Below are 25,868 nucleotides of genomic sequence, written 5' to 3'. Positions count from 1 at the left end.
GAGACCGAGGGGGCTGATCTCTCGTCGGCGGCGCCGGTCTCCCCGGCCCGCGTCGGGCTCAGCCCTTGATCTCCTGCCAGGCCGCCGTCCACTGGGCGTAGTCGACGCACTCGACGTCGGTGCGGCCGTCGACGCACTCGGCGATCGGGGTGGTCCAGTACCAGATCTGCGAGGCGTACTCCTCGTCACCGGCGTGGAACGCCTCGCACGAGCCCTCGCTGCGGAACTCGCACGCCTCCTGGTTCGACGGCGCCTCGCCGAAGTACTCGGTGGCCTGGGCGTTCGCCTCGGGGCTGGCGATGTAGTTCAGCCACTCGTATGCGCAGTTCACGTTGGCGGCGTCGGAGGCGATCATCCACGTGTCCGACCAGCCGGTCGCGCCCTCTTCGGGAAGCGTGACCTCAGTCGTCGCGCCGGAACCGGCGAGCACGTTCTGGATGACCTGCCACGTCGTGCCGACGACCGAGTCGCCGGTCTCGAAGGCCTGGATCTCCTTGAGGTAGTCGGACCAGTACTCGCCGATGTGCTGGCGCTGCTCCTTGAGGAGGTCGACCGCGGCCTGGAACTGCTCCTCGTCGAGCGCGTACGGGTTCTCGATGCCGAGCTCGGGCTGGTGGTGCATCAGGTACACCGCGGCATCCGCGATGTAGATCGGCGAGTCGTACGCCGTCACCTTGCCGGAGTTCTCGGCGGCCTTGTCGAAGACGACGTCCCACGAGGTGGGCGCCTCGGGGAAGACCTCCGTGTTGTACATGAGCAGGTTCGCGCCGTAGCCGTGCGGGACGCCGTACGACTGCCCGTCGACCGAGTTCCACTCCTTCTCCTTGAGGAAGTCGTAGATGCCCTCGTAGTTCGGGATGAGGTCGGTGTTGACGGGCTGGACCTCGCCGCCGGCGATGAGCCGCAGCGTGGCGTCGCCGGATGCCGCGACGACGTCGTAGTCGCCGGTCTTCATGAGGTTCACGGCCTCGTCCGACGTGCCGTAGGTCTTGGACGTGACCTCGCAACCGGTCTCCTCCTCGAAGGGGGTGACCCAGTCGACGGCGGGGTCGTTGGAGCCGTCCTCGACGTAGCCGGGCCACGCCAGGATCGACACCTGGCCCTCGGTCTCGCCGAGTTCGGTGGCCGCGTCGCCCGTGGCGGCGGTCTCGCCCGAGGTCGTGCCGCAGGCGGTGAGGGTGAGCAGCGCGATCGAGCCGATCGCGACGCCGACGGTCGCGCCGCGGCGCGCCCTCCGGGTGATGCGCATCATGGGTTCTCTCCTGGTTTCTGTGTGTGTGGGTGTGTGATCGGTGGTGCGGTTCGGGTCGGTTTCAGGCGGCGGGCGCGGGCGCGGCGGCATCCGCCCCGCCGAGGGCGATGACGTCGTCGTCGTGCCAACTGACGACGACGCGATCGCCGCGGTCCTCGTCGTGGGTGCGGTTGCGGTCGTTCTGCTCGAGCACGCTGACGCGCACGCCGGCGTCGAGGTCGACCACGAGGCGGATGCCGCTGCCGAGGTAGATGGTCTCGGCGACGGTTCCGGGGGCGTTGCGGATGCCGGCGCCGGTCTCGCCGGCACCGACGGTCATCTTCTCGGGGCGCACGGAGTGGACGCCGCCGCGACCGAGGAGCGCCTGCGAGACGCGGTCGTCGAACAGGTTGGAGGTGCCGACGAAGTCGGCGACGAACCGCGAGGCGGGCCGCTCGTAGAGCTCGGCGGGCGTGCCGAGCTGCTCGATGCGGCCGTTGTTGAACACGGCGACCCGGTCGGAGAGCGTGAGCGCCTCCTCCTGGTCGTGCGTGACGAAGATGAAGGTGATGCCGAGGTCGCGCTGGATCTGCTTCAGCTCGACCTGCATCTGCTCGCGGAGCTTGAGGTCGAGCGCGCCGAGCGGCTCGTCGAGCAGCAGCACCTTGGGCTGTACGACGGTGGCGCGGGCGAGGGCGACGCGCTGCCGCTGCCCGCCCGAGAGCTGCGCGGGCTTGCGGTCGGCCATCTGCTCGAGGCGAACGGATGCCAGCGCCCGGCGGGCGCGCTCGTTGCGCTCGGCCTTGCCGATGCCGCGGACCCGGAGCCCGTACGCGACGTTGTCGAGGACGTTCATGTGGGGGAAGAGCGCGTAGTCCTGGAAGACCGTGTTGACGTCGCGGTCGAAGGGCGCCCGCCTCGTGACGTCGTCGCCGAAGAGCTCGATCGTGCCATCCGTCGGCTGCTCGAACCCGGCGATCAGGCGGAGCACCGTGGTCTTGCCCGAGCCCGAGGGGCCCAGCATCGAGAAGAACTCGCCCGCGCCGATCTCGAGATCGACGTGGTCGACGGCGGTGACGGCGCCGAACTCCTTCGTGAGTCCGGTGAGCCGGATGGCCGGCTGCTGGTCGGTCATGGACGATCTCCTTCGATCTCGATGCGGTAAATCATATGGCTTCATATGTCATAGTCCATAGGTCCGTGTTACGGTCTGATCACGGAAGCGGCGGAGGCCGCCCCCAGGCCGGGGGACCCGCCGCGGCGCACCATCGAGGAGGACGGATGCCGCACGCCACCGCGCGCGCCGACGCCGCCCGCGCCGTGATCTTCTCCCCGCTCGAGGGCGCGGGCCGCGCCGAACTCGTCGAGCAGCGCCTCACCGATGCGATCGTCTCGGGCGTGCTCCACGACGGCGAGCGACTGCCCAGCGAGGCCGACCTCGCCAAGAGCCTCGGCGTCGCCCTCGTCACCGCCCGCGAAGCCCTCGTCGCGCTGCGCCACAAGGGACTCGTCCGCACCCGGCGCGGCCGAGACGGCGGCAGCTTCGTCACGTACGACCGCGACGCCTCCGCGCGACTCCTCGACGAACGGCTGCGCACCACGAGCCGCATCGAGCTCCGCGACCTGTCGCTGCACGTCGCCGCGATCGCCGGCATGGCCGCCGAGGTCGCCGCCGACCGCGCGAGCGACGACGACGTCGCCTCGCTCGTCGAGATCGACGCCCGAGCCGACCTCACCTCCGCGGGCGGCGCGCGCCGCGCGGTCAGCCGGTTCCGGCTCGAGGTCGCGGCGGTGAGCCAGTCGCCGCGCCTCGTCCACGAGGAGCTCCGCCTGCAGGCCGAGACGGGACCTTTGCTCTTCCTGTGCCTGCGGGCCCAGGAGTACCGTGACCGCAGTAGGCAGGCACGCCTCGACATCATCGACGCGATCCGGCGAGCGGATGCCGCATCCGCCCGCCGCGCGACCGTCGACCACGTCACCGAGTGCGTCGAATGGCTCATCGACGAGAAGGCGCGCCTCGAAGCCGGGGAAGGGAGTGGATCATGACCCACGCCGTCGCCACCGACGCGGCGACCGTCGCACGACGCGTCGCCGACGTCATCGATCCCGTGTTCGCCGTCATCGACGCGTGGCGCGACGCCGCCGAGCGGCGGCTCTCGAGCGACGCCGAGCCGCGCGCGGCATCCGTCGACCCGTTCGTGCACGACCTCGTCGCCGTCGAACTCGTCCGGGCCGAGACGCTCATCACCGGCGCGGGCTTCGTCGCCGCGCCCGGCTACCTCGTCGACGCGCCCTGGCACCTGGCCTGGTGGCTGAGCGGCCGGTCGCCGTTCCAGGCGGAGGCCGCCCGCGGCATCCGTCGCCTCGACGCCGAGAGCGACCCCGACGCCGAGTCGTTCCGCGACTACACGACGCTCGAGTGGTGGCGCGTGCCCGAACGGACCGGCAGCCGGCACCTCACCGGCCCGTACGTCGACTACCTCTGCACCGACGACTACACGGTGACCATCACGACGCCCGTCCGCGTCGACGGCGAGATGGTCGGGCTCGTGGGCGCCGACGTGTACGTCGCCCGCCTCGAGCAGGTGCTGCTGCCCGTGCTGCGCGGCGCCGGCGGCACGTGCACGATCGTGAACGCGTCGGGTCGGATCGTCGCGTCGAGCGAGACGCACCGGGCCACGGGGGCGCTCCTCCGGCTCGACGGGCTCGCCGAGGCGCTCGCGCCGCTCCGCGAGGCCGAGGCCGCGGGCCGGGTGACGGATGCCGCGCGCCTGCCGGCCGGCGGCACCGTCGTGCCGTGCGGCGACACGTCGCTCGCGCTCGTCGTCGAGTAGCGCGCCCGCGTCACACGAGGTGACGCGCTCGCGGGCGCCGCGCGGCCGATGCGAACATGAGGGGATGACCGCCCCGCCCCCCGCACTCGTCGGCATCTCGCACGGGACGTCGTCCCCCGAAGGGCGGCGCGCGGTGCGCGGCCTGCACGACGCGGTCGCCGAGGCGGTGGCGCAGCGCCATCCGGATGCCACGCCGACCGTGCGCCTCGGCCACGTCGACGTCGAGCAGCCCGACGTGCCCGCGACCCTGGCCTCCCTCGCCGACGGCGAGCCAGCCGTGGTCGTGCCGCTGCTGCTCTCGGCGGGGTACCACGTGTACGTCGACCTCACCGACGCGGTCGAGGAGGAGACCGCGCGGCCCGTCGTGCTCGCGGGCGCGCTCGGGCCCGACGACCGGCTCGCGAGCGTGCTGCTGCGCCGGCTGCGCGAGGCGGGCCTGCGCGACGACGACCGCATCGTGCTCGCCGTCGCCGGGTCGAGCGACCGGCGCGCGGTCGACGACTGCGTCGAGCAGGCACGGCGCCTGAGCGCCGCGGCGGGGCGCGAGGTCGCGGTCGGCTTCCTCTCGGCGGCCGAGCCGCGGCTGCCCGACGCGGTCGCGGCCGCACGTGCCGGCGCGGGCCGCGACGCGCGCGTGATCGTGGCGAACTACCTGCTCGCGCCCGGCTACTTCGACGACCTCGCCCGTGCCGCGGGGGCGGAGGTCACGGCAGCCCCGCTCCTCGTGCCCGATGAGCCCGCGCCGGCCGAGCTCGTCGAGATCGTGCTCGACCGCTACGCGGCATCCGTCGGCGCCCTGCGTGACGGACCCCGTCGGCCCTGACCGGGCGCTCGCGGGTCAGGCGGCGCGGCGGCCGCCGTTGCGCAGCGCCAGCGCGATGAAGACGACGACGTAGCCGAGGCCCGCGACGAGCAGCGCGACCAGCCACGCCGAGGCGTCGTCGCCGACCATGGGGATGACCCGCTCGCACGACGGCGCCCCGCCGATCACGCCGCCGGACCCCAGCAGCGCCGGGTCGACCGCCGACAGCCGCCACCCGTTGTCGCCCGACGAGACGAATCCCTCGCACGTCCACCACGCGGTGCCGAGGAACACGATCAGCCCGGCCACGAGCGGCGAGGTGAGCAGGCCGAAGAGGTTGCCCGCGTGGCGGTCGGCGGCGTCCCCGGGCGTCTCCATGTCGGCATCCTCCCCCCGGGTGGGTCCGAGGTCAACGCGCTCCCGCGTCGGCGTCCGCGTGACCGTCTGCGACGGCATGTGACGTCGTGCGACACGGGGTGACCGAACGTGACGGAGCGGCCTTCCGGCATCCCCTCGACCCCCCGTACCTTCGTCAACCACGTGCCCCGGACGGGGGCGCCGACGAGGAGGGGAACCGTGACGATCGAGACGACGGATGCCGCGCCGCGGGCGCCGCGCGCCGAGCGCCCGGCTCGCGACATCCGCACACCCCGCCCCTCGGCGAAGCCGAACGGACAGTGGAAGGTCGACGGCACCGCCCCGCTCAACGCCAACGAGGAGTGGAAGCAGGCCGACGGCGGCCTGAGCGTGCGCGAGCGGATCGAGACGACCTACGCCGCCGGCGGCTTCGCGTCGATCGACCCGACCGACCTGCACGGGCGCTTCCGCTGGTGGGGCCTGTACACGCAGCGCAAGCCCGGGATCGACGGCGGCCGTACCGCGACGCTCGAGCCGCACGAGCTCGAGGACGAGTACTTCATGCTGCGCGTCCGCATCGACGGCGGGCAGCTCACGACCGAGCAGCTCCGCGTCATCGGCGGCATCTCGACCGAGTTCGGCCGCGACACCGCCGACCTCACCGACCGGCAGAACGTTCAGCTGCACTGGATCCGCGTCGAGGACGTACCCGAGATCTGGCGCCGGCTCGAGGCCGTCGGGCTCGGCACCACCGAGGCGTGCGGCGACGTGCCCCGCGTCATCCTCGGCTCGCCCGTCGCCGGGATCGCCGCCGACGAGCTCATCGACCCGACGCCGCAGATCGACGAGATCACGTCGCGGTTCATCGGCGACGAGTCGCTCGCGAACCTGCCCCGCAAGTTCAAGTCGGCCATCACCGGGCACCCCAGCCACGACGTCGTGCACGAGATCAACGACGTCGCGTTCGTCGCCGTCGAGCACCCGACGCTCGGGGTCGGGTACGACCTGTGGGTCGGCGGCGGCCTGTCGACCGCGCCGCGCCTCGCCGAGCGCCTCGGCGTGTTCGTGGCGCCGGCGCTCGTGGCCGACGTGTGGCACAGCGTCGCCCAGATCTTCCGCGACTACGGCTACCGCCGCCTGCGCAACAAGGCGCGCCTGAAGTTCCTCCTCGCCGACTGGGGCGTCGAGCGCTTCCGGTCGGTCCTCGAGACCGAGTACCTCGGCGCCGCACTGCCCGACGGACCCGCCGCGCCCACGCCCACGACGCCCGGCGACCACGTCGGCGTGCACCGCCAGAAGGACGGCCGCTACTACGTCGGCGCGACGCCGATCGTGGGTCGCGTCTCGGGTCCGACGCTCACGAAGCTCGCCGACCTCGTCGAGGCCCACGGGTCGACCCGGCTGCGCACCACGCCGCACCAGAAGGTCGTCATCCTCGACATCCCCGAGGACCGGGTGGAATCGTTGATCGCCGGCCTCGACGAGCTCGGACTGCAGGCCCGGCCCAGCCTCATCCGCCGCGGCACGATCGCGTGCACGGGCATCGAGTTCTGCAAGCTCGCCATCGTCGAGACGAAGGCGTTCGCGACCGCGGCCGTGCTCGAGCTCGAGGAGCGCCTCGACGCCTTCGACCTCCCGCACCCGATCGCGCTGCACGTGAACGGATGCCCCAACTCGTGCGCGCGCATCCAGACCGCCGACATCGGCCTCAAGGGCCAGCTCGTCACGATCGACGGCGAGCAGGTTCCGGGCTACCAGGTGCACCTCGGCGGCGGACTCGCCTCGCAGGACCGCGACGAGCCCGGCCTCGGCCGGACGGTGCGCGGCCTCAAGGTCACGGCCGACGGCATCGCCGACTACGTCGAGCGGGTCGTCACGCGCTTCCTCGACGAGCGCGACGCGGACGCGGGCGAGACGTTCACCCAGTGGGCGCACCGCGCCGACGAGGAGGCGCTGCGATGAGCGCGCAGAACCTCGGGCTCGGTGGCCGAGCAGCGCCGAAGGCGCGTACCGAGACCACCCGTGGGCGAGGTCTCGATACGGGCGCTTCGCGTCCTACTCGACCAGCGTGGTTGCCCCGCCCTACTCGACCACCGGGGTTGCGCTCGGCCGACGAGCTGCGCGCCCTCGCCGAGGCCGGCAACGCCGCGCTCGGCAGCCTCACCGACCACGAGGCATCCGCCGCCGACGTCGTCGCCTGGGTCGCCGCGAACTTCGCCACGGATGCCGCGGCCGTGGCCTGCTCGATGGCCGACGCCGCACTCCCCCACCTGGTGGCACAGCAGCTGCCCGGGGTCGACGTGCTGTTCCTCGACACCGGCTACCACTTCGCCGAGACCCACGTGACCCGCGACGAGGTCGCGCGCGCCCTCGACGTGCGCGTCGTCGACGTGCTGCCCGAGCAGACCGTCGCCGAGCAGGACGCCGAGTTCGGCGCGGAGCTGTTCGCCCGCGACCCGGGCCTCTGCTGCGCGCGCCGCAAGGTCGAGCCGCTCCAGCGCGCGCTCGCCGGGTACGAGGTGTGGTTCACGGGCGTGCGCCGCGAGGAAGCGCCGACCCGGGCGCTCACCCCGCTCGTCACGTACGACGAGCGGAACGGGCTCGTGAAGGTGAACCCCGTCGCGGCCTGGACCTTCGACGACCTGCTCGACTACGCGAGCACCAACGCCGTGCCGGTCAACCTGCTCATGTCGCACGGCTACCCCTCGATCGGCTGCGAGCCGTGCACGAAGCCCGTCGCCGCGGGCGAGGACCCGAGGTCGGGCCGCTGGGCCGGCCTCGCCAAGACGGAATGCGGGTTGCACCTATGACCGACACGAACGCGAACTCGTCCGGTGGTCGAGTAGCACCGGAGGCGCGTATCGAGACCGCCACCCTCGGGCAGGGTCTCGATACGGGCGCTGGCGCGTCCTACTCGACCACCGATACGGGCGCTGGCGCGTCCTCCGCGACCACCGGCGGGCTCGACGCGCTCGACGCGCTCGAGGCGGAGGCGATCCACATCATCCGCGAGGTCGTCGCCGAATTCGAACGGCCCGTGCTGCTCTTCTCGGGCGGCAAGGACTCCGTCGTCGTGCTGCACCTGGCGACCAAGGCGTTCTGGCCCGGCCGCGTGCCGTTCCCGGTGCTGCACGTCGACACCGGACACAACTTCCCCGAGGTGCTGCGGTTCCGCGACGAGACCGTCGAGCGGCTCGGCATCCGGCTCGAGGTCGCCTCGGTGCAGGACTACCTCGACGACGGTCGCCTCCAGGAGCGAGCGGATGGCACGCGCAACCCGCTGCAGACCCAGCCGCTGCTCGACGCCATCGCGGCGGGCAAGCACGACGCGGTCTTCGGCGGTGCCCGCCGCGACGAGGACAAGGCACGCGCCAAGGAGCGGATCATCTCGCTGCGGGACGAGTTCGGTCAGTGGGACCCGCGCAACCAGCGCCCCGAGCTCTGGAGCCTCTACAACGGCCGGCACACCGTCGGCCAGCACGTGCGAGCGTTCCCCATCTCGAACTGGACCGAGCTCGACGTGTGGCGCTACATCGAGCGCGAGCGGATCGCCCTGCCGCCGCTGTACTTCGCGCACGAGCGCGACGTGTATGCGCGCGACGGCATGTGGCTCGCGGTGAGCGACGTGTCGGCGCCGCGTGCCGGCGAGACCGTCGAGCGGCGCACCGTGCGGTACCGCACCGTCGGCGACCTCAGCTGCACCGGGGCCGTGGTGTCGGATGCCGCGACGGTGTCGGACATCGTGCGCGAGGTCGCGGCATCCACCCTCACCGAGCGCGGTGCGACCCGCGCCGACGACCGTCTCTCGGAGGCGGCCATGGAGGACCGCAAGAAGGACGGGTACTTCTGATGAGCGAGCACACCGGCGGTCGAGTAGCGAGCGCGAGCGACCACACCGGTGGTCGAGTAGCGAGCGCCAGCGAGCGTATCGAGACCACGACGCCAGCTCTCGGTACGCGTCCGGCTGCGCCGGGCGCTACTCGATCACCGGGAGGACCCCTGTTCCGGTTCGCGACCGCCGGCTCGGTCGACGACGGCAAGTCGACGCTCGTCGGCCGGCTCCTGCACGACTCGAAGGCGATCCTCGCCGACCAGCTCGAGTCGGTCGCGCGCACGTCGGCCGAGCGCGGCTTCGGCGGCGAACCCGGCGCGATCGACTTCGCCCTCCTCACCGACGGCCTGCGCGCCGAGCGCGAGCAGGGCATCACGATCGACGTCGCGTACCGGTACTTCTCGACCGGGCGGCGGTCGTTCATCCTCGCCGACTGCCCCGGTCACGTGCAGTACACGCGCAACATGGTCACGGGCGCGGCCACCGCCGACGCCGTCGTCGTGCTCGTCGACGTGCGCAACGGCGTGCTCGAGCAGACCCGCCGCCACCTCGCGGTCGTGCAGCTGCTGCGCGTGCCGCACGTGATCGTCGCGGTGAACAAGATCGACCTCGTCGGGTACGACCGCGCCGCGTTCGAGCGGGTGGCGACGGATGTCGCGGGGCTGGCCCGCGACCTCGGCCTGCCCGACGCGCACGTGGTGCCGGTCTCGGCGCTCGCGGGCGACAACGTCGTCGAGCGCTCGGCGAACACGCCGTGGTACGACGGCCCGAGCCTGCTCGAACTGCTCGAGACGCTCTCGACGATCGACGAGCTCGTGACGGATCTCGAGGCGCTGCGCCTGCCGGTGCAGCTCGTGATCCGTCCGCAGGGCGCGCTGTCGCCCGAGCTCATCGATGGTCGGAGCGGCTCGGAGGTCTCGGTACGCGCCTTCGGTGCTACTCGACCACCGGCGGCGGACGACTTCCGCGACTACCGCGCCTTCGCGGGCCGCATCGAGTCGGGCACGGTCCGCGTCGGCGATGTGGTCGAGGTGTTCCCGGCCGGCGTCACCACGACGGTGGCCGGCATCGACCGCGGACCGGTGGCCGTCGAGGCGGCATCCGCTCCGCTCTCGGTCTCGCTGCGCCTGGCCGACCCGGTCGACGCCGCACGCGGTGCCGTGATCGCCGCCGCCGGGTCGCTGCCGAAGCCCCGGCGCGAGCTGGAGGCCGACGTGTTCCAGCTCGACGGTCGGCCGCTCACGCCGGGCAGCCGGGTGCTCGTGAAGCACGGCACGTCGACCGTGCAGGCGCTCGTCACCGACATCCGCGGTCGGCTCGACCTCGACACGCTCGAGACCGAGCCGACCGCGGCGCTCGAGACGAACGAGATCGGACTCGTGCGGCTGAAGCTCGCGGCGGACCTCGCCGTCGAGCCGTACGCCGCACATCGCCGGGCGGGGGCGTTCCTCGTCATCCATCCGCACGACGGCGCGACCCTCGCCGCCGGCATCGTCACCGAAGGAGGACCAGCATGACCGCACCACGCGCCATCCGCTCGACCCGTCTCGGAGACCTCGCCGGCATGATGCTCGCCGGAGCCATCCTCACGACCGCGACCCTCTCGGGATGCGCGGCCACGCCCGCGTCGGGTGCCGACACCCAGCCTGAGGCGCCCGCCGCCGAGGCGACGGGCACGCCCGCCGAGGAGCTGCGCCTGGGCTACTTCGCGAACGTGACGCATGCCCCCGCGCTCGTGGGGCTCGAGGAGGGCCTCATCGAGGACGCGCTCGGCGACACCGAGCTCTCCACGCAGGTGTTCAACGCCGGTCCGGCCGCCATCGAGGCGCTGTCGGCCGGCGCGATCGACGCGACGTACATCGGCCCGAACCCGGCGATCAACACGTTCGTCGCCTCGGCCGGCCAGTCGGCCCGCATCGTCGCCGGCGCCGCCAGCGGCGGTGCGGCGCTCGTCGTGCAGCCGGGCATCGACGGCGCCGACGACCTCGCGGGCACCAACCTCGCCACCCCGCAGCTCGGCAACACGCAGGATGTCGCGCTGCGCACCTGGCTCGCCGAGGAGGGCTACGAGACCTCGACGACGGGCGGCGGCGACGTGACCATCTCGCCGACCGAGAACGCCCAGACGCTCACGCTCTTCCAGGCCGGCGACCTCGACGGCGCGTGGCTGCCCGAGCCGTGGGTGTCGCGGCTCGTCGTCGACGCGGGCGCGGAGGTGCTCGTCGACGAGGCCGACCTCTGGGAGGACGGCGAGTTCCCGACGACCGTGCTGCTCGTGCGCGCCGACTTCCTCGCCGAACACCCGGAGACGGTCCGCGCGCTCGTCGCCGGCCACGTGGCATCCGTCGACTGGCTCGATGAGAACCCGGATGCCGCGGCCGACGTGATCAACGCGCGCCTGACCGCCGACGCCGGCAAGGGCCTCTCGGACGCGGTCATCGACCGGGCGCTCGAGCACGTCGAGTTCACCTTCGACCCGCACGCCGACACGTTCGCCCAGCTGCTGGAGGACGGCGTCGCGGCAGGCACCGCGAAGGCGGGCGACATCGACGGGCTCTTCGACCTCTCGGCACTGAACGCCGTGCTCGAGGCGGCCGGCGACGACCCCGTGAGCGCGGCCGGGCTCGGGACGGAGTAGTCGTGTCCACCATCACCGCTGGTCGGGTCGCACCGAAGGCGCGCACCGAGACCAACCCGGTCGGGGCCCCGGCCCCCGCCATCCGCCTCACCGGCCTCGGCAAGCGATACGCCGACGACGGACCGGTCGTGCTCGACGGCATCGACCTCGAGGTCGCGCCGGGCGAGTTCACGTGCCTGCTCGGCGCGTCGGGCTGCGGAAAGTCGACGCTGCTCTCGATCGTCGCCGGCCTCGACCGGCCGAGCGCCGGCGCGGTCGAAGTCGCCGACGGCGGCGCCGCGGTGATGTTCCAGGACGCGTCGCTGCTGCCGTGGCTCACGGCCCGGCGCAACGTCGAACTCGCGCTGCGGCTCGGCGGGTCGGGGCTGTCGGCGCCGGCCCGCCGAGCCCGCGCCCTCGAGCTGCTCGACGTCGTGAACCTCGCGGATGCCGCGGAGAAGCGCCCGCACGAACTGTCGGGCGGGATGCGCCAACGCGTGGCCCTCGCCCGGGCGCTCGCGCAGGACCGCCCGGTGCTGCTCATGGACGAGCCGTTCGCGGCCCTCGACGCCATCACGCGCGACCTGCTGCACGAAGAACTCCAGCGGGTCTGGCGCGAGACCGGCCGGACGATCGTGTTCGTCACCCACAACGTGCGCGAAGCCGTGCGCCTCGGCCAGCGCGTGCTGCTCATGTCGAGCCGTCCGGGGCGGATCGTGCGCGAGTGGCAGATCGCCGACGAGGGCCCGCGGCGCATCGAGTCGCCGCAGGTCGGCACGCTCTCGATCGAGATCACCGAGCACCTGCGAAGGGAGATCCGCCGTAATGCCTGAGCTGCTGTCCGATGGTCGAGTGGCGTCGGAGGACCCCGGTGGTCGAGGAGCACCGAAGGCGCGTACCGAGACCACCACCCCCGGTCTCGATACGGTCCCTTCTGGTCCTACTCGACCCACGAACACGACCGACTCGCTCAACGCCGACCTGCGCGGGCTCGACGCCCTGCAGACCGAGGTGCGCACGGCGCGCCCGTGGTGGCGACGCCTCGTCGACGGCGCGCTGCCGCCGATCGTCCTCATCGCGCTGCTCATCGCGGCGTGGCAGGCGTACACCGTCATCGCGCAGCCGCGCCCCGACCTCTCCCCCGGCCCGCTCGACGTGGCCGCCGCACTCGGCCAGGCGTGGGAGTCCGGTCGCCTGCAGCTCGCGGTGACGACGAGCCTCGAGCGCGGCGTCCTCGGCTTCCTCATCGCGATCGCGATCGGCACGCCGCTCGGCCTGCTGCTCGCCGAGTCGCGGCTGCTGCGTCGCGCGTTCCAGCCGCTGCTGTCGGGCCTGCAGGTGCTGCCATCGGTCGCGTGGGTGCCGGCCGCGATCATCTGGTTCGGGCTGACGGATGCCACGGTGTACTTCGTCGTGCTCATGGGCGCCGTGCCATCCATCGCCAACGGGCTCGTCGCGGGCATCGACCAGGTGCCCCCGCAGCTGCGCCGGGTCGGCACGGTGCTCGGCGCGTCGCGGTGGCAGCTCGCCACCGCGGTCGTCGTGCCCGCGGCGCTCCCCGGCTACCTCGCGGGCCTCCGCCAGGGATGGGCGTTCTCGTGGCGCTCGCTCATGGCGGCCGAGATCATCGCGTTCGGCGGCACGATCGGCTTCGGCCTGGGCTCGATGCTGCAACAGAGCCGCGACCTCGCCGACCTCGCGGGCGCGCTCGGCACGATCCTCGTCATCCTCGCGATCGGCGTCGTCATCGAGCTCCTGGTGTTCGCACCGATCGAGCGCGGGCTGCTGCGCCGCCGCGGGCTGACGGGAGCGGGCGCATGAGCGGCCGGGTGCTCCTCGTCGGCGCGGGCCCGGGCGACCCGGGCCTGCTCACGCTGCGCGGCCTGCGCGCGCTCGAGCAGGCCGACGTGATCGTGGCCGACCGGCTCGGCGCCCGCTCGGTGCTCGACGGCCTCGCCGCCGACGGCGTCGAACTCCGGGCCGAGATCGTCGACGTCGGCAAGCTCCCCGGCCACCACGCCGTGCCGCAGGACGCGATCAACGAGCTGCTCGTCTCCCTCGCCCGCGACGGCAAGCGCGTGGTGCGCCTGAAGGGCGGCGACCCGTACGTCTTCGGGCGCGGCGGCGAGGAGCTCGCCTTCTGCCGCGAGCGCGGCATCGACGTCGAGGTCGTGCCCGGCATCACGAGCGCCGTCTCGGTGCCCGCCATCGCCGGCATCCCGCTCACGCATCGCGGCCTCGCGACGACGTTCACGGTCGTCACCGGCCACGACCAGATCCAGCAGCTCGGCGGCGGCCGCGACCACACCGTGGTGCTGCTCATGGGCGTCGGCACGCTCGCGAACTCGGCGATCACGCTCGCCCGCGGCGATCGTGGCGGCGAATGCCCAGTCGCGATCGTGGAGGATGGGTACGGCCCTCGCCAACGAGTGACGATCGGCACGCTCGACACGATCGCCCACCAGGCGGCGGTGCGGGGCGTCCGGTCGCCCGCCGTCGTGGTGGTCGGCGACGTCGTGCGGCTCAGCCCGTACGCGCCCGCCGAGCTCGCGACATCCGCTTTCGCCGCGCCGCCGGCCATCGACTGACCGCCCCTGCACCTCTTCGAAAGGCCATGACCCCATGACCCTCAACCTCCGTGTCGCGATCGTCGGCGCCGGCCCCGCCGGCATCTACGCGGGCAACATCCTGCGCCGCCAGGTCGACGAGGCCGGCGGGCAGGTCGCGATCGACCTGTTCGAGTCGCTGCCCGCGCCGTACGGTTTGATCCGGTACGGCGTCGCGCCCGACCACCCGCGCATCAAGGGCATCGTCAACTCGCTCCACGAGATGCTCGACGAGGGCACCATCCGCCTCATCGGCAACGTCGAGGTGGGTCGGGACGTCACGGTCGACGAGCTGCACGAGCGCTACGACGCCGTGATCTTCGCGACGGGCGCCCTGAAGGACGCGCCCCTCGACATCCCGGGCATCGACCTGCCCGGCTCGTACGGTGCGGCCGACTTCGTCGCCTGGTACGACGGCCACCCGGACGTCTCGCGCGAGTGGCCGCTCGAGGCCGAGTCGATCGCCGTGATCGGCAACGGCAACGTGGCGCTCGACGTCGCGCGCGTGCTCGCGAAGCACCCCGCCGACCTGCTCTCGACCGACATCCCGGCGAACGTGCACGAGGGGCTGCTCGCCTCGCCGGTGACCGACGTGCACGTGTTCGGCCGTCGCGGCCCGTCGCAGGTGAAGTTCACGCCGATCGAGCTGCGCGAGCTCGGCGAGGTGCCCGACGTCGACGTCATCGTGTACGACGAGGACTTCGCGCGCGCCGAGGGCGACGAGCACGCCGCCCACCTGCTCGCGACGAACAACCAGGTGAAGGTCATGACCCGAACCCTGAACGGATGGCGCAAGCCCGCCGACTGGCAGCCGACCGCGTCGCGCCGCCTGCACCTGCACTTCTTCCACTCCCCCGTCGAGGTGCTCGGCACCGATCGCGTCGAGGGCGTGCGCTTCGAGCGGACCCGCCCGGTCGGCGACGGCTCGGTCGCCGGCACGGGCGAGTTCGTCGACGTGCCCGTGCAGGCCGTGTACCGCGCGGTCGGGTACGCCAGCTCGCCGGTCGCGGGCGTGCCGTTCGACGAGCGCGCGCGGGTCATCCCCAACGCGGGCGGTCGGGTGACGGATGCCGCGGGCGCGCCGGTCCCCGGCGTGTACGCCACGGGCTGGATCAAGCGCGGCCCCGTCGGCCTCATCGGCCACACGAAGGGCGACGCGCTCGAGACCATCACGAACCTGGTCGCGGACGCGACGTCCGGGGCGCTCGCCGCGCCCGTGGTCGAGGCCGCCGACGGCGGCGAGGTGCTCGAGCTGCTCGAGGCTCGCGGCATCCGCTACACGACCTGGAACGGCTGGCTGGCGCTCGACGCGCACGAGCGCGGACTCGGCGAAGCGTTCGAGGGTCCGGTGACGCGTGAGCGCGTGAAGGTCGTGCCGCGCGACGAGCAGGTCGCGCTCTCGCGCGACGGCGCCCTCATCGCGGGCTGACCCGAGCCGGGCCCCGGCCCCGCGGCTTCGCCGCCCGTCCGCCCGGCTCACGTCGGGCGCGAATCGTCGCAACGGCCCGCCCGAAGCGACACTTCGCGTCCGGCGCGCTCGGGGTCGCGCGGCGTCAGCCGTCGGCGACGGCGGCGAACGCGTCGATCGCGGCCGGATCGCCGCCCGCGGCGCGCAGCCGCGACGCGATGCCCGCACGGGCACGGCGGTACGACGAGTTGCGACCGGTCAGCAGCGAGTCGCGGTTGGCGAGCTCGAGCAGCGCGCTGAACTCGAAGGCGGCCTGCTTCGCGTCGTCGAGCGCGGGGAGCTCGCCGAGGTCGCAGGCATGTTGCAGGGTGGCGGCGAGGTAGCCGCCCCATTCGCGGAGGGTCGAGGCGACGGCGTCGCGCACCTCGCCGGGCTTGGCGTCGAAGTCGGCGGCGGCCTCGGCGAAGAAGCACCCACCGGGGAAGACGCGGTCGCGCGAGTACGCGATCCACCCGTCGGCGAGCGCGAGGGTACGGGCCAAGCCCCGCGGATGCGCGCGGGCCGGCTCGACGACCGTCTCGATGAACCGCTCGCGCGCGGTCTCCACCGCGGCGAGCTGGAGGCGCTCCTTGGTGCCGAACAGGGTCGCGACATTGCTCTTCGACAGCCCGGCGGCCTGCGCGATGCGCCCGATCGAGAGCTGGTCGAGTCCCTCGACCGACGCGAGGTCGACCGCCGCGGCGAGGATCACCCGGCGCGAGGCGTCGCCGCGGAGGCGGCGGCCGTCGGCGTGGTCCGGCGCGGATGCGGCATCCGTCGTCGTGCTCGTCAGCAGCTGGTCGGTCATCACTTGCAGTTTACGCACGAACGTTCGTATACTAAACGCACGATCGTTCGTATTCATTCATCGAACGGATGCCGCAGACCCCGCCGGATCGGAGCCACCATGTCCCGCGCCCTCCTCGCCGTCGCCGCGACCGTCCGCGCCGCCGAGCGCGTCTCACCGGAGGCTGCGGCACGCCTGGCCCTGCCCCTCTTCATGCACATCGGCAGCCCGCTGCCGGTGCGGCCCGCCGACCGCGCGATCCACGATGCCGCGCGACGCAGCACCCTCCGCGTGCGCGGGCGCGACCTCGTCGCCTACGAGTGGGGTGGCGGGCCCGACACGATCCTCCTCGTGCACGGATGGCGCGGGCGCGCCTCGCAGTTCGCGCCGATCATCCGCGAGCTGCGCTCCGAGGGCTTCCGGCTCGTCGCATTCGACGCGCCCGCCAACGGCGACTCGGCCGGCCGGCGCACCGACATCCGCGACTGGCTCGCCGCGATCGAGGCCATGCAGTCGCGCCACGGCCGGTTCCACACGATCATCGGCCACTCCTTCGGCGCCATGGCCGCACGCACCGCGGTGACCGAGGGCGTCGCGGCCGGTGCCGTCGTCGCGATCGGCGGCATGGCCGCCGCGCGCACCCTCGTCGACACCTTCGCCGGCCGCGTCGGCATCGGCCCGGCGAGCGCCGACGCGCTCGCGCTCCGGTTCGGTCGCCGCGTCCTGCCGCACCTCGCCGACCCGTGGCCCCGCTTCGACGGCGTCGCCGCACCCCTCCCCGAGCGGATGCCGCTGCTCGTCGTGCACGACCGCACCGACCGCGAGGTCGCCGTCGGCGAGGCGATCCGCCTGCACGCGGCGCACGGCGACCGATCGCGACTCGTCGTGACCGACGGGCACGGGCACAACCGGGTCCTCGGTGCGGATGCCGCGCTCGACGCGATCACCGCGTTCGTCACCGGCGGACCGGCGGGCGTCGACGCGCTCGGCCGCACGGTCGACGTGGTCAGGGCAGCCGAAGCGACGGGTGCTGCGACTTGACGGTGTAGAGCACCTTCCGGGTGACGCGGGAGACCACCGCCCGGGCCTGCTCGGTACGCGTCGGTCCCCCCAGGCGCTCGATCACGCCCTCGAGGTCGTTGTGGCGGTACCGGACGCCTTCATGGACGGCCCGGAATCGCCGATGCGTGCGCTGGTACGACTCCAGCCGCGCCTCGAACGAGAACGTGTGCATCGGCGTTCGCGCGAGTGTCGCGGGGGCGAAGGTCCGGTAGATCCTCGAGGCCAGCTCGGCGCGACGCGCGAGCCACAACTGGTCGCTGAAGCCCCAGGTCATCCGCCACGGCGACTCGGTGGCGATCGTCTCGGCGTCCAGGGTGTCGTACCCGCGGGCCGGCCACCGCGGGGCCGCGGAGAACACGTCGCTCCGCCGGCGCAGGAGGGCGAGCGCCGGAGTGATCCAGTCCGCAGGCGCCTCGAGCGCGACCTCGGCGTCCCAGCCGAGGACGTGGGGCGAGTCGCCGGTGACCGCCATGACCAGACCGTAGTCGACGAAGTACGGGCGCTGGCCGAGGTTCCGACGCCGCAGGCCGGTCCGCTCGAGCGCGGCGTCGAGCCGGTCCTCGACGAAGACGACGTCGTCGATCTCTCCGTCCTCGAGGAGCCGATCCGCTCGGCGCTGCGCATCCGCCCGTTCGACGACGTTGTTCACGACCGCGATCCGCGCACTGAACTGGACGCGGTTCTGCGCGGCGACGGCCGGGAAGAATCCGGATGCGAGCACCGCGCGGTAGGTCCGCTCGTAGCAGTTCACGAGCAGGTCGACCGGGACGACCGGCGCGTTCGCGCCGGCCGGCCGGCCGTCGGCCCTCGGCCCGGTCTCCCGGCCGCTCATGCCCGGCGCCGACCGCGCGAGGTCCCGGCGTCGGGAGCAGCGGCATCGCCCGCCAGCCCGAGACCGGAGGCCTCCACGGCCTCGCGGTAGGCGGCCGCCTCAGCCGGCGACATCCCGAACAGGCATTCCGCGACCGCGGTGAGCGCCGGAACCTCCTGCCGGGCCATCAGCCGGTACGCCGCGTCGTCGCGGCCCTGCGGATCGATGATGTCGTCATCCTCGCCGCCCGCAGGACCACGGTTGCGTGCCAGCAGTGCGATACGTGCCCGCATCTCGGCGATCGTCTCGGGTGGAGACCACGGGTCGAGCGACCGGGCGATCCGGCCGGCCTCCCGGATCGTGAACGTCGCCTGCAATGCAGCCGGGACGAGCCCGAGCACCCGGTCGCGCTGACCGACCGATGACACGAGAACGAGGTCGGCGCCGCGGAGGTCGTCATCCTCGAGTCGACGGGCCCGATGCGCCGCCCCGTCGACGCCGAGCGCGCGCGCGATCGTCTGAGCGCGACGTCCCATCGTGGACCCCTCCGGGGCGCGGAGCCCCGCGCTGCGGATCATGACCTGATCAGCCGTGTCGGCGGGGAGGTACCACCGCGACCACGCTTCGAGCAGCACATGCCCCAGCGCCGATCGGTTCACGTTCCCGGTACAGACGAGGAGCACCGTGAGCGCGCTCTCTGCCGGTCCCGTCATGCGCCCTCCCGGAGTCCGTGGACGCGCGCCGGACGCCCATCCGATCCCGCTGTGCGGTGACGGCGGAGGCCACGCCGTTCCCCGGCTGCGCGACTGCGGACCGCGTCGAGCACCTCACCGTAGACGGCGGCGTGGGCCCGGGCGACCTCCGCGTCGGTCAGCAGACCCGGCGTCGCGGCCGCGGCCGCGCCCAAGCGCGCTCGAAGGGCCGGGCTGTCGTCGAGCCGACGCAGCGCGGAGGCGAGACCGCCCACGTCCCGCGCGGGGAAGTGCATCCCGTTCACGTCGTGGCGCACCCACTCGGTCGGGCCGCCCTCGTCGGCGACGACGACCGCCCGGCCGGCCGCGAGGTACTGCAGCACGTTCTGGCCGAGCGGCTCCGGGCGTGTCGAGGCCTGGACCGCGACATCCCAGCTCTCGATGAGCGAGTCCACCTCCTCGACGTGGCCGTGGAACACCACGCGGTCGGCGACACCGAGCTCGACGGCACGGGCACGGAGCTCGGCGAGGAACCGCTCGTGCCCGAACGGTGCCGAACCGGCGAGTTCGAGCGTGGCATCCGTGCCCGCGAATGCGTCGGCGAACGCGTCGAGGAGCAGCCGCTGTCCCTTCCACGGGTCGATCCTCGCGAGCATGCCGATGCGCAGCCCCCCGTCCCTCCGGGTGGGCGCGGGCGGTCTCGGCCGCAGCCCCGAGGCGCTCGGGATGACGCGGACGACGGCGTCCCGGCGCAGATGCGGACGTGCCGAGTCGAGCGGCGGAACGGTGTCGCCGATCACCCCGTCCGCCCGAGGGAGGATGACCCGGCGCATGAGGAAGTCGCCCGTGCGCCCCAGCGCCGAGGGGTCGACCATGTCGCGGAGGTGGACGACGAACGGTACCCGGGAGCACCGCGCCGCCAGCGCCCCGTACGCCGCAGCGCGGGCCGTGTTCGCGTTCACGATGCCGGCGTGCCGGAACTCCGGCAGCATCCGCGTGACGACGGCCTGCACGACCAGCCGGACGGCGGCGACCAGTTGCAGGCCCGGACCGTCGCGGCTCACGCCGGCGGGCTGGCGGACCCCGACGACCCGCCGGTCGACGCTCGGAGGCAGCGCGGCGTACACGCCGAGCCCGGTCTCCGCGGTGGGTGCCAGTACGACCGTCGGCGACCAGGCGACCCCGGCCTGGAGCATTCGAAGCAGCGCGTACTCCGCCCCGCCCGGCACGGTGGTGTGATCGAGGTGCAGCACCCTGAGAGCAGGAGGCTCGGTGCGCGCATCGTCGGCCACTGCTGTTCCCCGCGCTTCCCCCCGCCACGGCGACCGATCCGCGACGGACCGAACCGGACGGTCGCGGTGGCGCACGGATATCTTGTACCTGTCGGGGTCAGTCTACGTCGAAGGGGGCGGGGTGCGAGCGTTCCGGGTGTCGCACAGCGCGGTCGTCGACGAGTGGCGCGGGCGCGAACGCGCACTCGCCGACCTGGGGGTGGAGGTGACGCTCGTCACCGCCCGGACCTGGCCCGAGGGCGGCGCGCCCGTGGCCCTGCGGCCCCGCCCGGGCGAACGAGTGGAGGGCGTCGGCACCCTCGGCCGTCACCCCGCGCTCTTCCTGTACGACCCGCGGCCGATCTGGCGCCGGATGGGCGAGGCGTGGGACGTGATCGACGTGCACGAGGAGCCGTTCTCGCTCGCAACCGCCGAGCTCCTCCTGATCCGAGCACTCCGTCGCAATCGTGCGCCCGTCGTGCTCTACACCGCCCAGAACCTCGCCAAGCGCTACCCGGTGCCGTTCCGATGGCTCGAGCGGCTCGCGCTGCGCACCGCGTCCGGAATCTCGGCGTGCAACGCCGACGCCGCCCGCATCGTCGAGACGAAGGGCTTCGCCGGGCGCGCGCGCGTGATCCCGCTCGGGGTCGACCTCGGCCGGTACCACGCCGACCCGCAGCCGGACGCGGGACCGGGACCCGACGCCGATCCGGCGCGGTCGGCGGACCGCCGGGTGGTCGTCGGCTTCGCCGGCCGACTGGTGCCCGAGAAGGGCGTGGGCGTCCTGCTCGAGGCCCTGTCGCATGACGACCGACTCAGCGCGCGCGTCGCCGGGGACGGCCCGGCCGCCGCCGGACTCCGTACGGCGGCCGCCCGGGGCGGCCTCGGCGACCGCATCGAGTTCGTCGGACCGCTGGCACCCGAGGAGCTGCCCGCCTTCTACCGGTCCGTCGACGTGATCGCCGTGCCGTCGATCCCCACCCGCAGCTGGACCGAGCAGTTCGGCCGGGTCGCCATCGAGGCGATGGCGTCCGGCATCCCGGTCGTGGCGAGCGACGCCGGAGCACTCCCCGACGTCGTCGGAGGCGCCGGCATCGTGGTGCCCGTTGGCGACCCCCAGGCCCTCGCGTCGGCGCTCGTCGAGGCTGGCGGCCCGCGCGCCCGCGAGCTTCGCGACCTCGGCCTCGCTCGTGCCGCATCCTGCAGCTGGGCCGCCATCGGCGAGGCGTACCGGGATCTCTACCGATCGGTGCAGCGCAACGCTCCTCGGATCGGTGACCCCGACCAAGGAGAACGGCCGCGCGCACTCGAGGTCGTCCTCGTGGCCTACGGCAGCCCCGATCTGCTCGTCGACGCGCTCCGGCCGCTCGTCGGCCTGCCGGTCACGGTCGTCGACAATTCGTCGATGCCAGAGATCGCCGCGCTGTGCGCCGAGCTCGGTGTGCGGTACCTGGATCCGCGGCGGAACGGAGGATTCGCCGCCGGCGTCAACTTCGCACTCGCACGCCGGCTCCGTCCGGGAGCGGACGTGCTGCTCGTGAACCCCGACGCTGTCGTCACGCCGGCGGCGATCGAGACCCTCCACGCCGCCCTGCTGGCCCGCGCCGACCTCGCGAGCGTCGGGCCGTCCCAGGTCGACGGCAACGGTACGCGGACCAGCGTCGAGTGGCGGTTCCCGTCGCCGGCCGCCGCCTGGCTCGAGGCGATCGGACTGGGCAGGCTGCGTCGCGGGCCCACGTTCGTGATCGGTTCGGTGCTCCTGCTCCGGGCCGAGGCGCTCGATCAGGTGGGCTGGCTCGACGAGGGGTTCTTCCTCTACGCCGAGGAGACCGACTGGGCGTACCGCGCGCACCGACTCGGCTGGCGCCATGCCGAGGTGGTCGACGCACACGCGATGCACGTGGGAGCCGGGACGAGCAGCGACCCCGATCGGCGCGAGGCGCACTTCCACGCCTCGCTGGAGCGCTACCTCCGCAAGCACCACGGCGAACTGGGCTGGCAGGCGGCCCGCGTCGCGCAGTGGCTCGGTGCGATGGCGCGCTCAGTCGCGCTGCCCGGTGAACGGGGCCGGGCGGCGCGGAAGCGGGCCGCGCTCTACCGTCTCGGACCGGTCCGCGTCGAGGCTCGCTACCTGCGCCGGACGACGGGACGTGCCGCATGACGCGGATCGTGCAGATCGTGCCCTTCATCGGCCCGGGTTCCGGCGTCGCCGGCGTCGCATGGAACCTCGAGCAGCAACTGCAGGCGCTCGGCGCGACCGTCGAGCGGTACACGTTCGACGACGCCCGGCGCGGGAAGCCTCGGCCGTGGCCCCGCACGAAGCTTCTCAGGCGTCTCGCGCGAGGCTGGCGCGTCGTCTGGTTCAGCACGTTCGGCACCGTGCGCGCTCGGCGTCATCTCGCCGAGCGGCCGGACGCGATCGCCATCTGCCACAACGACGTCATGGCCGGCGACGTCTACGTGAACCACGGCGTGATCCTCGCGGCGATGCGTGCCCGAGGGAACGCCGCCTGGCTCATGATCCGCAATCCGTTCCACATCTTCATCCACCTGCGCGACCGCATCCGGTACCGGGGACGCACCCACCGGGCCGTGGTCGTGCTGTCACGGCAGGACGTGTCCGAGCTCCACGAGTCGTACGGCCGAGTGCATCCGCGCCTCGTGCAGATCCCGAACGGCGTCGACCTCGAGCGGTTCCGTCCGCCCACCCCGGACGAGCGCGCCGAAGCGCGCGACGCGTTGGGCCTCGACGCCGCGGACCGCGTCGCGCTGTTCATCGGGCACGAGTTCCACCGCAAGGGCCTGCGGTACGCCATCGAGGGTCTCCGCTCGGCCCCGTCCGTGCTGCTGCTCGTCGTCGGCGGGTCCGACGACATCATCGCCGAGGCGAACCGCATGGCCCGATCACTCGGTGTCGGCGAGCGGGTCCTGTTCGTCGGACCCCGTCACGACCTCGCGCCCTTCCTCTCGGCATCCGATGTCTTCGTCCTGCCGAGTGCATACGAGGCCAATGCGCTCGTCGTGCTCGAGGCGCTCGCGAGCGGCCTCCCCGTCGTCACCACGCCCGTCGGATACGCACCGGAGATCATCGTCGACGGCGTCAACGGCCACCTCGTCGACCGGGATCCCGAGCGCGTCGGCGCACGGCTCCAGCAGGTCGCGGACCTCGACGACGACGAGCTCGACGCCTACCGAGTCCGCGCGCGCGCCAGCGTCGAGGGGCACTCCTGGCGTGCCACCGCGGCGCGGTACCTCGAGCTCGCGGAGCAGCTCGCCGCCGAGCGAGCCACCGCGACGCCGCGACGCCGACCGCCACGCGTCGCGACGCGCTCCCGCGACGCCGGGCCCGGGTCGAGCGGATGACGCGCATCGTGCACGCGGTCCGATCCGACGGGTTCGCCGGCGTCGAGCAGTTCGTGCTGCGACTCGCGGTCGCCCAGGCCGGAGACGGTCACACCGTCGTCGTGGTCGGCGGCGACCCCGGGCGCATGCGTCCGGCGCTGACCGCGGTCGGTGTCGAGCACGTGCCGGCGGCGCGCACGATGGACGTCGTGCGCGCCCTGCGACCGCGGATCCGCCGGGTCGACGTGGTGAACACCCACATGACGGCCGCCGATGTCGCCGGGGTCGTCGCCTCGGGCACCCGGCGCCGTCCCGCGCTCGTCGCCACCCGCCACTTCGCGCGGCCGCGGGGCCGCGTGGGTCCGCTGCCCATCGACGCCCTCGTGAGCCACCGCATCGACGCCGAGATCGCGATCAGCGCCGCCGTTGCGGCATCCGTCGGCCGCCCGACCACGGTGGTGCACGCCGGGGTGGACGGCCGTCCACCCGGAGACGGTCGCGCGCGCGATCGGACGGTGCTCATCGCACAGCGCCTGGAGCCGGAGAAGCACACCGCCCTCGCCGTTCGGGCGTTCGCCGAATCCGGCTTGGCCATGGAGGGCTGGACCCTCGAGGTGGCCGGCGACGGCTCCGAGCGGGGGCGGCTGGAGGCGCTCGTGCGCGAACTGGGACTGGCCGAGGCGGTGACCTTCACGGGGTTCCGATCCGACCTGCCGAGCGTCATGGACCGGGCCGGGATGCTGGTCGCGCCGTGCCCCGTGGAGGGGCTCGGGCTGACGGTGCTCGAGGCGATGGCCGGAGGACTGCCGGTCGTCGCAGCGGCCGCGGGTGGCCACGTCGAACTGCTCGCGGACCTCGACGATCGCGCCCTGTTCCGGCCCCACGACGCCACCGACGCGGCGCGCCGCCTTCGCTCCCTCGCCGGGGACCCGGCCGGTCGCGACGCGCTGGGCGCCGCCGAGCGCGACCGGCAGCAGCAGGCCTTCTCCACCCGCGCGCAGGTCGACGGGACCGACGCCGTCTACCGGGGGGTGCTGTGACGGACCTCGTGGTGGTGTCGCTCGAGCGCTGGGACGACGTGTGGCGCCGGAACCAGCACCTCGTCGCGCAGCTGCTGCGTGCCGACCCCGGGTTGCGGGTGCTCTTCGTCGAACCGCCGGCCGACCCGGTCCACGACCTCCGCTCGCGGCGGCGGCCGCAGTTCGGCCACCGCCTCCGTGAGCTGCCCGAGATCGCCGCCGGGCGACTGCACGCCGTCCGCCCGGTGAAGTGGATGCCGCGGCGGCTCGATCCCGGGGCGGACCACCGGCTCGCCCGCGCGGTCATGCGGGCGGCGAGCCGGCTCGGGATGCGGCATCCGCTGCTCTGGATCAACGACCCGGGTCTGGCGTCGCTGGCCGAGCTCTCGGGCTGGCCGACGCTGTACGACATCACCGACGACTGGCTGGCCGCCGATCGGCCGGACGCGGAGCGCCGGCGGACCGCCGCGAACGAGGCGACGCTGTTCCGGCTCGCGGGCGAGGTCGTCGTGTGCTCGCCGGAACTCGCCCGCCGCAAGGGCGACCTGCGACGCGTGGAACTCATTCCGAACGCCGTCGACGTCGCCGACTATCGCCGACCGCGACCGCGGCCCGCGGACCTGCCGGCAGGACCGGTGGCGCTCTACCTCGGGACCGTCCACGGCGATCGCATCGACGCCCGGGTGTGCGAGGCGACCGCCCTGGCGCTGGGGACGCGTGGCACGCTCGTGCTGGTCGGCCCGAACCTGCTCGACGCCGAACGGCTGCGCCGGCTGGAGCGCGCGGGAGTGCGATTGCTCGGACCACGCCGACGCGATGACGTCGCCGGGTACCTCCAGCACGCCGATGTCCTCGTGGTCCCCCATGTCGTCGACGCCTTCACCGACAGCCTCGACCCCATCAAGCTGTACGAGTACCGTGCCGTCGGACGACCGGTCGTCTCGACGCCCGTCGCCGGCTTCCGCGACGCGAACGACCCCCTGATCACCGTGGCCGCCGGGGCCGCGTTCGCGGACGCCGTCGTCCGGTCCGTTCCGTCGCCGACCCGGTTCCCGGACGACGCGGACGCGCCGGTGCCGGACTGGGCGGACCGCGCGAGCGAGATGGCCGCAGTGCTCCGCCGCCTGGCGGCCGGCCACGGCGGTGGCGCGCCCTGAG

At 73.3% G+C, this 25,868-nt stretch carries 24 protein-coding genes; 17 read left to right on the top strand and 7 right to left on the bottom strand.

The annotated features are described in order from the left end of the window. Positions 1-58 precede the first annotated feature (58 nt). Together M1L56_RS12035 and M1L56_RS12030 are read right to left on the bottom strand one after the other, a co-directional pair. A complete protein-coding gene (locus tag M1L56_RS12035) occupies positions 59-1,252 on the bottom strand; it encodes an ABC transporter substrate-binding protein (protein ID WP_248599424.1) in 1,194 nt (397 codons plus the stop codon). Between the two features lie 61 nt (positions 1,253-1,313). After that, positions 1,314-2,366 (bottom strand): ABC transporter ATP-binding protein, encoded by a 1,053-nt coding sequence (locus M1L56_RS12030; protein WP_067949548.1) that lies wholly within the window; start codon positions 2,364-2,366, stop codon positions 1,314-1,316. 146 nt (positions 2,367-2,512) lie between these two features. Between M1L56_RS12030 and M1L56_RS12025 the strand changes: the two genes are divergently transcribed. From M1L56_RS12025 to M1L56_RS12015, 3 genes are all read left to right on the top strand, one after another. Further along, complete coding sequence (locus M1L56_RS12025; protein WP_067949549.1) at positions 2,513-3,277, top strand: FadR/GntR family transcriptional regulator; 765 nt, start codon at positions 2,513-2,515, stop codon at positions 3,275-3,277. Beyond that, positions 3,274-4,065 carry a cache domain-containing protein gene (locus tag M1L56_RS12020; RefSeq protein WP_248599423.1) on the top strand — a complete coding sequence of 264 codons (792 nt, stop codon included), beginning with the start codon at positions 3,274-3,276 and terminating at the stop codon, positions 4,063-4,065. The genes M1L56_RS12025 and M1L56_RS12020 overlap by 4 nt, the downstream gene beginning before the upstream one ends. A 64-nt stretch (positions 4,066-4,129) precedes the next feature. After that, positions 4,130-4,888 carry a sirohydrochlorin chelatase gene (locus M1L56_RS12015; RefSeq protein WP_248599422.1) on the top strand — a complete coding sequence of 253 codons (759 nt, stop codon included), beginning with the start codon at positions 4,130-4,132 and terminating at the stop codon, positions 4,886-4,888. Between the two features lie 15 nt (positions 4,889-4,903). On the opposite strand, the gene M1L56_RS12010 is transcribed toward M1L56_RS12015, so the two are convergent. Then, positions 4,904-5,245, bottom strand: a complete 342-nt coding sequence (locus tag M1L56_RS12010; RefSeq protein WP_248599421.1) for a hypothetical protein — start codon at positions 5,243-5,245, stop codon at positions 4,904-4,906. Between the two features lie 198 nt (positions 5,246-5,443). On the opposite strand from M1L56_RS12010, the gene M1L56_RS12005 reads away from it, so the two are divergent. From M1L56_RS12005 to M1L56_RS11965, 9 genes are all read left to right on the top strand, one after another. Then, positions 5,444-7,186, top strand: a complete 1,743-nt coding sequence (locus M1L56_RS12005) for a nitrite/sulfite reductase (RefSeq protein WP_308198865.1) — start codon at positions 5,444-5,446, stop codon at positions 7,184-7,186. Beyond that, on the top strand, positions 7,183-8,034 hold the full coding sequence (locus tag M1L56_RS12000) for a phosphoadenylyl-sulfate reductase (RefSeq protein ID WP_374256660.1): 852 nt from the start codon (positions 7,183-7,185) through the stop codon (positions 8,032-8,034). Before M1L56_RS12005 ends, M1L56_RS12000 begins: the two co-directional genes overlap by 4 nt. Beyond that, on the top strand, positions 8,031-9,074 hold the full coding sequence (gene cysD / locus M1L56_RS11995) for a sulfate adenylyltransferase subunit CysD (protein ID WP_248599419.1): 1,044 nt from the start codon (positions 8,031-8,033) through the stop codon (positions 9,072-9,074). Before M1L56_RS12000 ends, cysD begins: the two co-directional genes overlap by 4 nt. After that, complete coding sequence (locus M1L56_RS11990; RefSeq protein WP_248599418.1) at positions 9,074-10,573, top strand: sulfate adenylyltransferase subunit 1; 1,500 nt, start codon at positions 9,074-9,076, stop codon at positions 10,571-10,573. Before cysD ends, M1L56_RS11990 begins: the two co-directional genes overlap by 1 nt. Continuing rightward, positions 10,570-11,694 carry an ABC transporter substrate-binding protein gene (locus tag M1L56_RS11985; protein WP_248599417.1) on the top strand — a complete coding sequence of 375 codons (1,125 nt, stop codon included), beginning with the start codon at positions 10,570-10,572 and terminating at the stop codon, positions 11,692-11,694. The genes M1L56_RS11990 and M1L56_RS11985 overlap by 4 nt, the downstream gene beginning before the upstream one ends. 80 nt (positions 11,695-11,774) lie before the next feature. Further along, positions 11,775-12,506: an ABC transporter ATP-binding protein gene (locus M1L56_RS11980; protein WP_248599435.1), complete on the top strand. Its 732-nt coding sequence runs from the start codon at positions 11,775-11,777 to the stop codon at positions 12,504-12,506. Continuing rightward, positions 12,499-13,494 (top strand): ABC transporter permease, encoded by a 996-nt coding sequence (locus M1L56_RS11975; protein WP_248599416.1) that lies wholly within the window; start codon positions 12,499-12,501, stop codon positions 13,492-13,494. Before M1L56_RS11980 ends, M1L56_RS11975 begins: the two co-directional genes overlap by 8 nt. Then, positions 13,491-14,261, top strand: a complete 771-nt coding sequence (gene cobA, locus M1L56_RS11970; RefSeq protein ID WP_248599415.1) for a uroporphyrinogen-III C-methyltransferase — start codon at positions 13,491-13,493, stop codon at positions 14,259-14,261. The genes M1L56_RS11975 and cobA overlap by 4 nt, the downstream gene beginning before the upstream one ends. 34 nt (positions 14,262-14,295) lie before the next feature. Continuing rightward, complete coding sequence (locus M1L56_RS11965) at positions 14,296-15,708, top strand: FAD-dependent oxidoreductase (protein WP_248599414.1); 1,413 nt, start codon at positions 14,296-14,298, stop codon at positions 15,706-15,708. 124 nt (positions 15,709-15,832) lie between these two features. Here M1L56_RS11965 and M1L56_RS11960 read toward each other — a convergent pair whose 3' ends face one another. After that, positions 15,833-16,534 carry a TetR/AcrR family transcriptional regulator gene (locus M1L56_RS11960; RefSeq protein WP_248599413.1) on the bottom strand — a complete coding sequence of 234 codons (702 nt, stop codon included), beginning with the start codon at positions 16,532-16,534 and terminating at the stop codon, positions 15,833-15,835. A 99-nt stretch (positions 16,535-16,633) separates the two neighbouring features. Here M1L56_RS11960 and M1L56_RS11955 point away from each other — a divergent pair, with 99 nt between their 5' ends. After that, positions 16,634-17,554 (top strand): alpha/beta hydrolase, encoded by a 921-nt coding sequence (locus M1L56_RS11955; protein ID WP_248599412.1) that lies wholly within the window; start codon positions 16,634-16,636, stop codon positions 17,552-17,554. Here M1L56_RS11955 and M1L56_RS11950 read toward each other — a convergent pair. The 3 genes from M1L56_RS11950 to M1L56_RS11940 are packed head-to-tail and all read right to left on the bottom strand — an operon-like array spanning position 17,520 to position 20,331. Further along, positions 17,520-18,407 (bottom strand): hypothetical protein, encoded by an 888-nt coding sequence (locus tag M1L56_RS11950; protein WP_248599411.1) that lies wholly within the window; start codon positions 18,405-18,407, stop codon positions 17,520-17,522. The genes M1L56_RS11955 and M1L56_RS11950 overlap by 35 nt on opposite strands. Further along, on the bottom strand, positions 18,404-19,099 hold the full coding sequence (locus M1L56_RS11945; RefSeq protein WP_248599410.1) for a hypothetical protein: 696 nt from the start codon (positions 19,097-19,099) through the stop codon (positions 18,404-18,406). The genes M1L56_RS11950 and M1L56_RS11945 overlap by 4 nt, the downstream gene beginning before the upstream one ends. Next, positions 19,096-20,331: a glycosyltransferase gene (locus M1L56_RS11940; RefSeq protein ID WP_248599409.1), complete on the bottom strand. Its 1,236-nt coding sequence runs from the start codon at positions 20,329-20,331 to the stop codon at positions 19,096-19,098. The genes M1L56_RS11945 and M1L56_RS11940 overlap by 4 nt, the downstream gene beginning before the upstream one ends. 175 nt (positions 20,332-20,506) lie before the next feature. On the opposite strand from M1L56_RS11940, the gene M1L56_RS11935 reads away from it, so the two are divergent. Genes M1L56_RS11935 through M1L56_RS11920 form a run of 4 tightly spaced genes read left to right on the top strand, consistent with a single transcriptional unit; the run spans position 20,507 to position 25,867 of the window. Continuing rightward, positions 20,507-22,510, top strand: coding sequence for a glycosyltransferase (locus M1L56_RS11935; RefSeq protein ID WP_248599408.1), 2,004 nt, complete (start codon positions 20,507-20,509; stop codon positions 22,508-22,510). Next, entirely contained in the window at positions 22,507-23,712 is a 1,206-nt protein-coding gene (locus M1L56_RS11930; RefSeq protein WP_248599407.1) for a glycosyltransferase family 4 protein, read from the top strand. Before M1L56_RS11935 ends, M1L56_RS11930 begins: the two co-directional genes overlap by 4 nt. Then, positions 23,709-24,731, top strand: a complete 1,023-nt coding sequence (locus M1L56_RS11925; RefSeq protein WP_248599406.1) for a glycosyltransferase — start codon at positions 23,709-23,711, stop codon at positions 24,729-24,731. Before M1L56_RS11930 ends, M1L56_RS11925 begins: the two co-directional genes overlap by 4 nt. Next, positions 24,728-25,867: a glycosyltransferase gene (locus tag M1L56_RS11920; RefSeq protein WP_248599405.1), complete on the top strand. Its 1,140-nt coding sequence runs from the start codon at positions 24,728-24,730 to the stop codon at positions 25,865-25,867. Before M1L56_RS11925 ends, M1L56_RS11920 begins: the two co-directional genes overlap by 4 nt. Position 25,868 lies beyond the last annotated feature (1 nt).

The sequence above is a fragment of the Agromyces sp. C10 genome (assembly GCF_023217995.1).
Classification (GTDB): Bacteria; Actinomycetota; Actinomycetes; order Actinomycetales; family Microbacteriaceae; genus Agromyces; species Agromyces indicus.
This window is presented reverse-complemented; position numbering and strand designations above follow the sequence as displayed.

Excerpts from the sequence above, each read along its gene's own strand:
- M1L56_RS11965 (WP_248599414.1), top strand. The coding sequence starts at position 14,296 with ATGACCCTCAACCTCCGTGTCGCGATCGTCGGCGCCGGCCCCGCCGGC.
- M1L56_RS11955 (WP_248599412.1), top strand. The coding sequence starts at position 16,634 with ATGTCCCGCGCCCTCCTCGCCGTCGCCGCGACCGTCCGCGCCGCCGAG.
- M1L56_RS11945 (WP_248599410.1), bottom strand. The coding sequence starts at position 19,099 with ATGACGGGACCGGCAGAGAGCGCGCTCACGGTGCTCCTCGTCTGTACC.
- M1L56_RS11960 (WP_248599413.1), bottom strand. The coding sequence starts at position 16,534 with ATGACCGACCAGCTGCTGACGAGCACGACGACGGATGCCGCATCCGCG.
- M1L56_RS12015 (WP_248599422.1), top strand. The coding sequence starts at position 4,130 with ATGACCGCCCCGCCCCCCGCACTCGTCGGCATCTCGCACGGGACGTCG.
- M1L56_RS11985 (WP_248599417.1), top strand. The coding sequence starts at position 10,570 with ATGACCGCACCACGCGCCATCCGCTCGACCCGTCTCGGAGACCTCGCC.
- M1L56_RS12035 (WP_248599424.1), bottom strand. The coding sequence starts at position 1,252 with ATGATGCGCATCACCCGGAGGGCGCGCCGCGGCGCGACCGTCGGCGTC.
- M1L56_RS11930 (WP_248599407.1), top strand. The coding sequence starts at position 22,507 with ATGACGCGGATCGTGCAGATCGTGCCCTTCATCGGCCCGGGTTCCGGC.
- cobA (WP_248599415.1), top strand. The coding sequence starts at position 13,491 with ATGAGCGGCCGGGTGCTCCTCGTCGGCGCGGGCCCGGGCGACCCGGGC.
- M1L56_RS11925 (WP_248599406.1), top strand. The coding sequence starts at position 23,709 with ATGACGCGCATCGTGCACGCGGTCCGATCCGACGGGTTCGCCGGCGTC.
- M1L56_RS12020 (WP_248599423.1), top strand. The coding sequence starts at position 3,274 with ATGACCCACGCCGTCGCCACCGACGCGGCGACCGTCGCACGACGCGTC.
- M1L56_RS12030 (WP_067949548.1), bottom strand. The coding sequence starts at position 2,366 with ATGACCGACCAGCAGCCGGCCATCCGGCTCACCGGACTCACGAAGGAG.
- cysD (WP_248599419.1), top strand. The coding sequence starts at position 8,031 with ATGACCGACACGAACGCGAACTCGTCCGGTGGTCGAGTAGCACCGGAG.
- M1L56_RS11950 (WP_248599411.1), bottom strand. The coding sequence starts at position 18,407 with ATGAGCGGCCGGGAGACCGGGCCGAGGGCCGACGGCCGGCCGGCCGGC.
- M1L56_RS12025 (WP_067949549.1), top strand. The coding sequence starts at position 2,513 with ATGCCGCACGCCACCGCGCGCGCCGACGCCGCCCGCGCCGTGATCTTC.
- M1L56_RS12000 (WP_374256660.1), top strand. The coding sequence starts at position 7,183 with ATGAGCGCGCAGAACCTCGGGCTCGGTGGCCGAGCAGCGCCGAAGGCG.
- M1L56_RS12010 (WP_248599421.1), bottom strand. The coding sequence starts at position 5,245 with ATGGAGACGCCCGGGGACGCCGCCGACCGCCACGCGGGCAACCTCTTC.
- M1L56_RS11990 (WP_248599418.1), top strand. The coding sequence starts at position 9,074 with ATGAGCGAGCACACCGGCGGTCGAGTAGCGAGCGCGAGCGACCACACC.
- M1L56_RS11975 (WP_248599416.1), top strand. The coding sequence starts at position 12,499 with ATGCCTGAGCTGCTGTCCGATGGTCGAGTGGCGTCGGAGGACCCCGGT.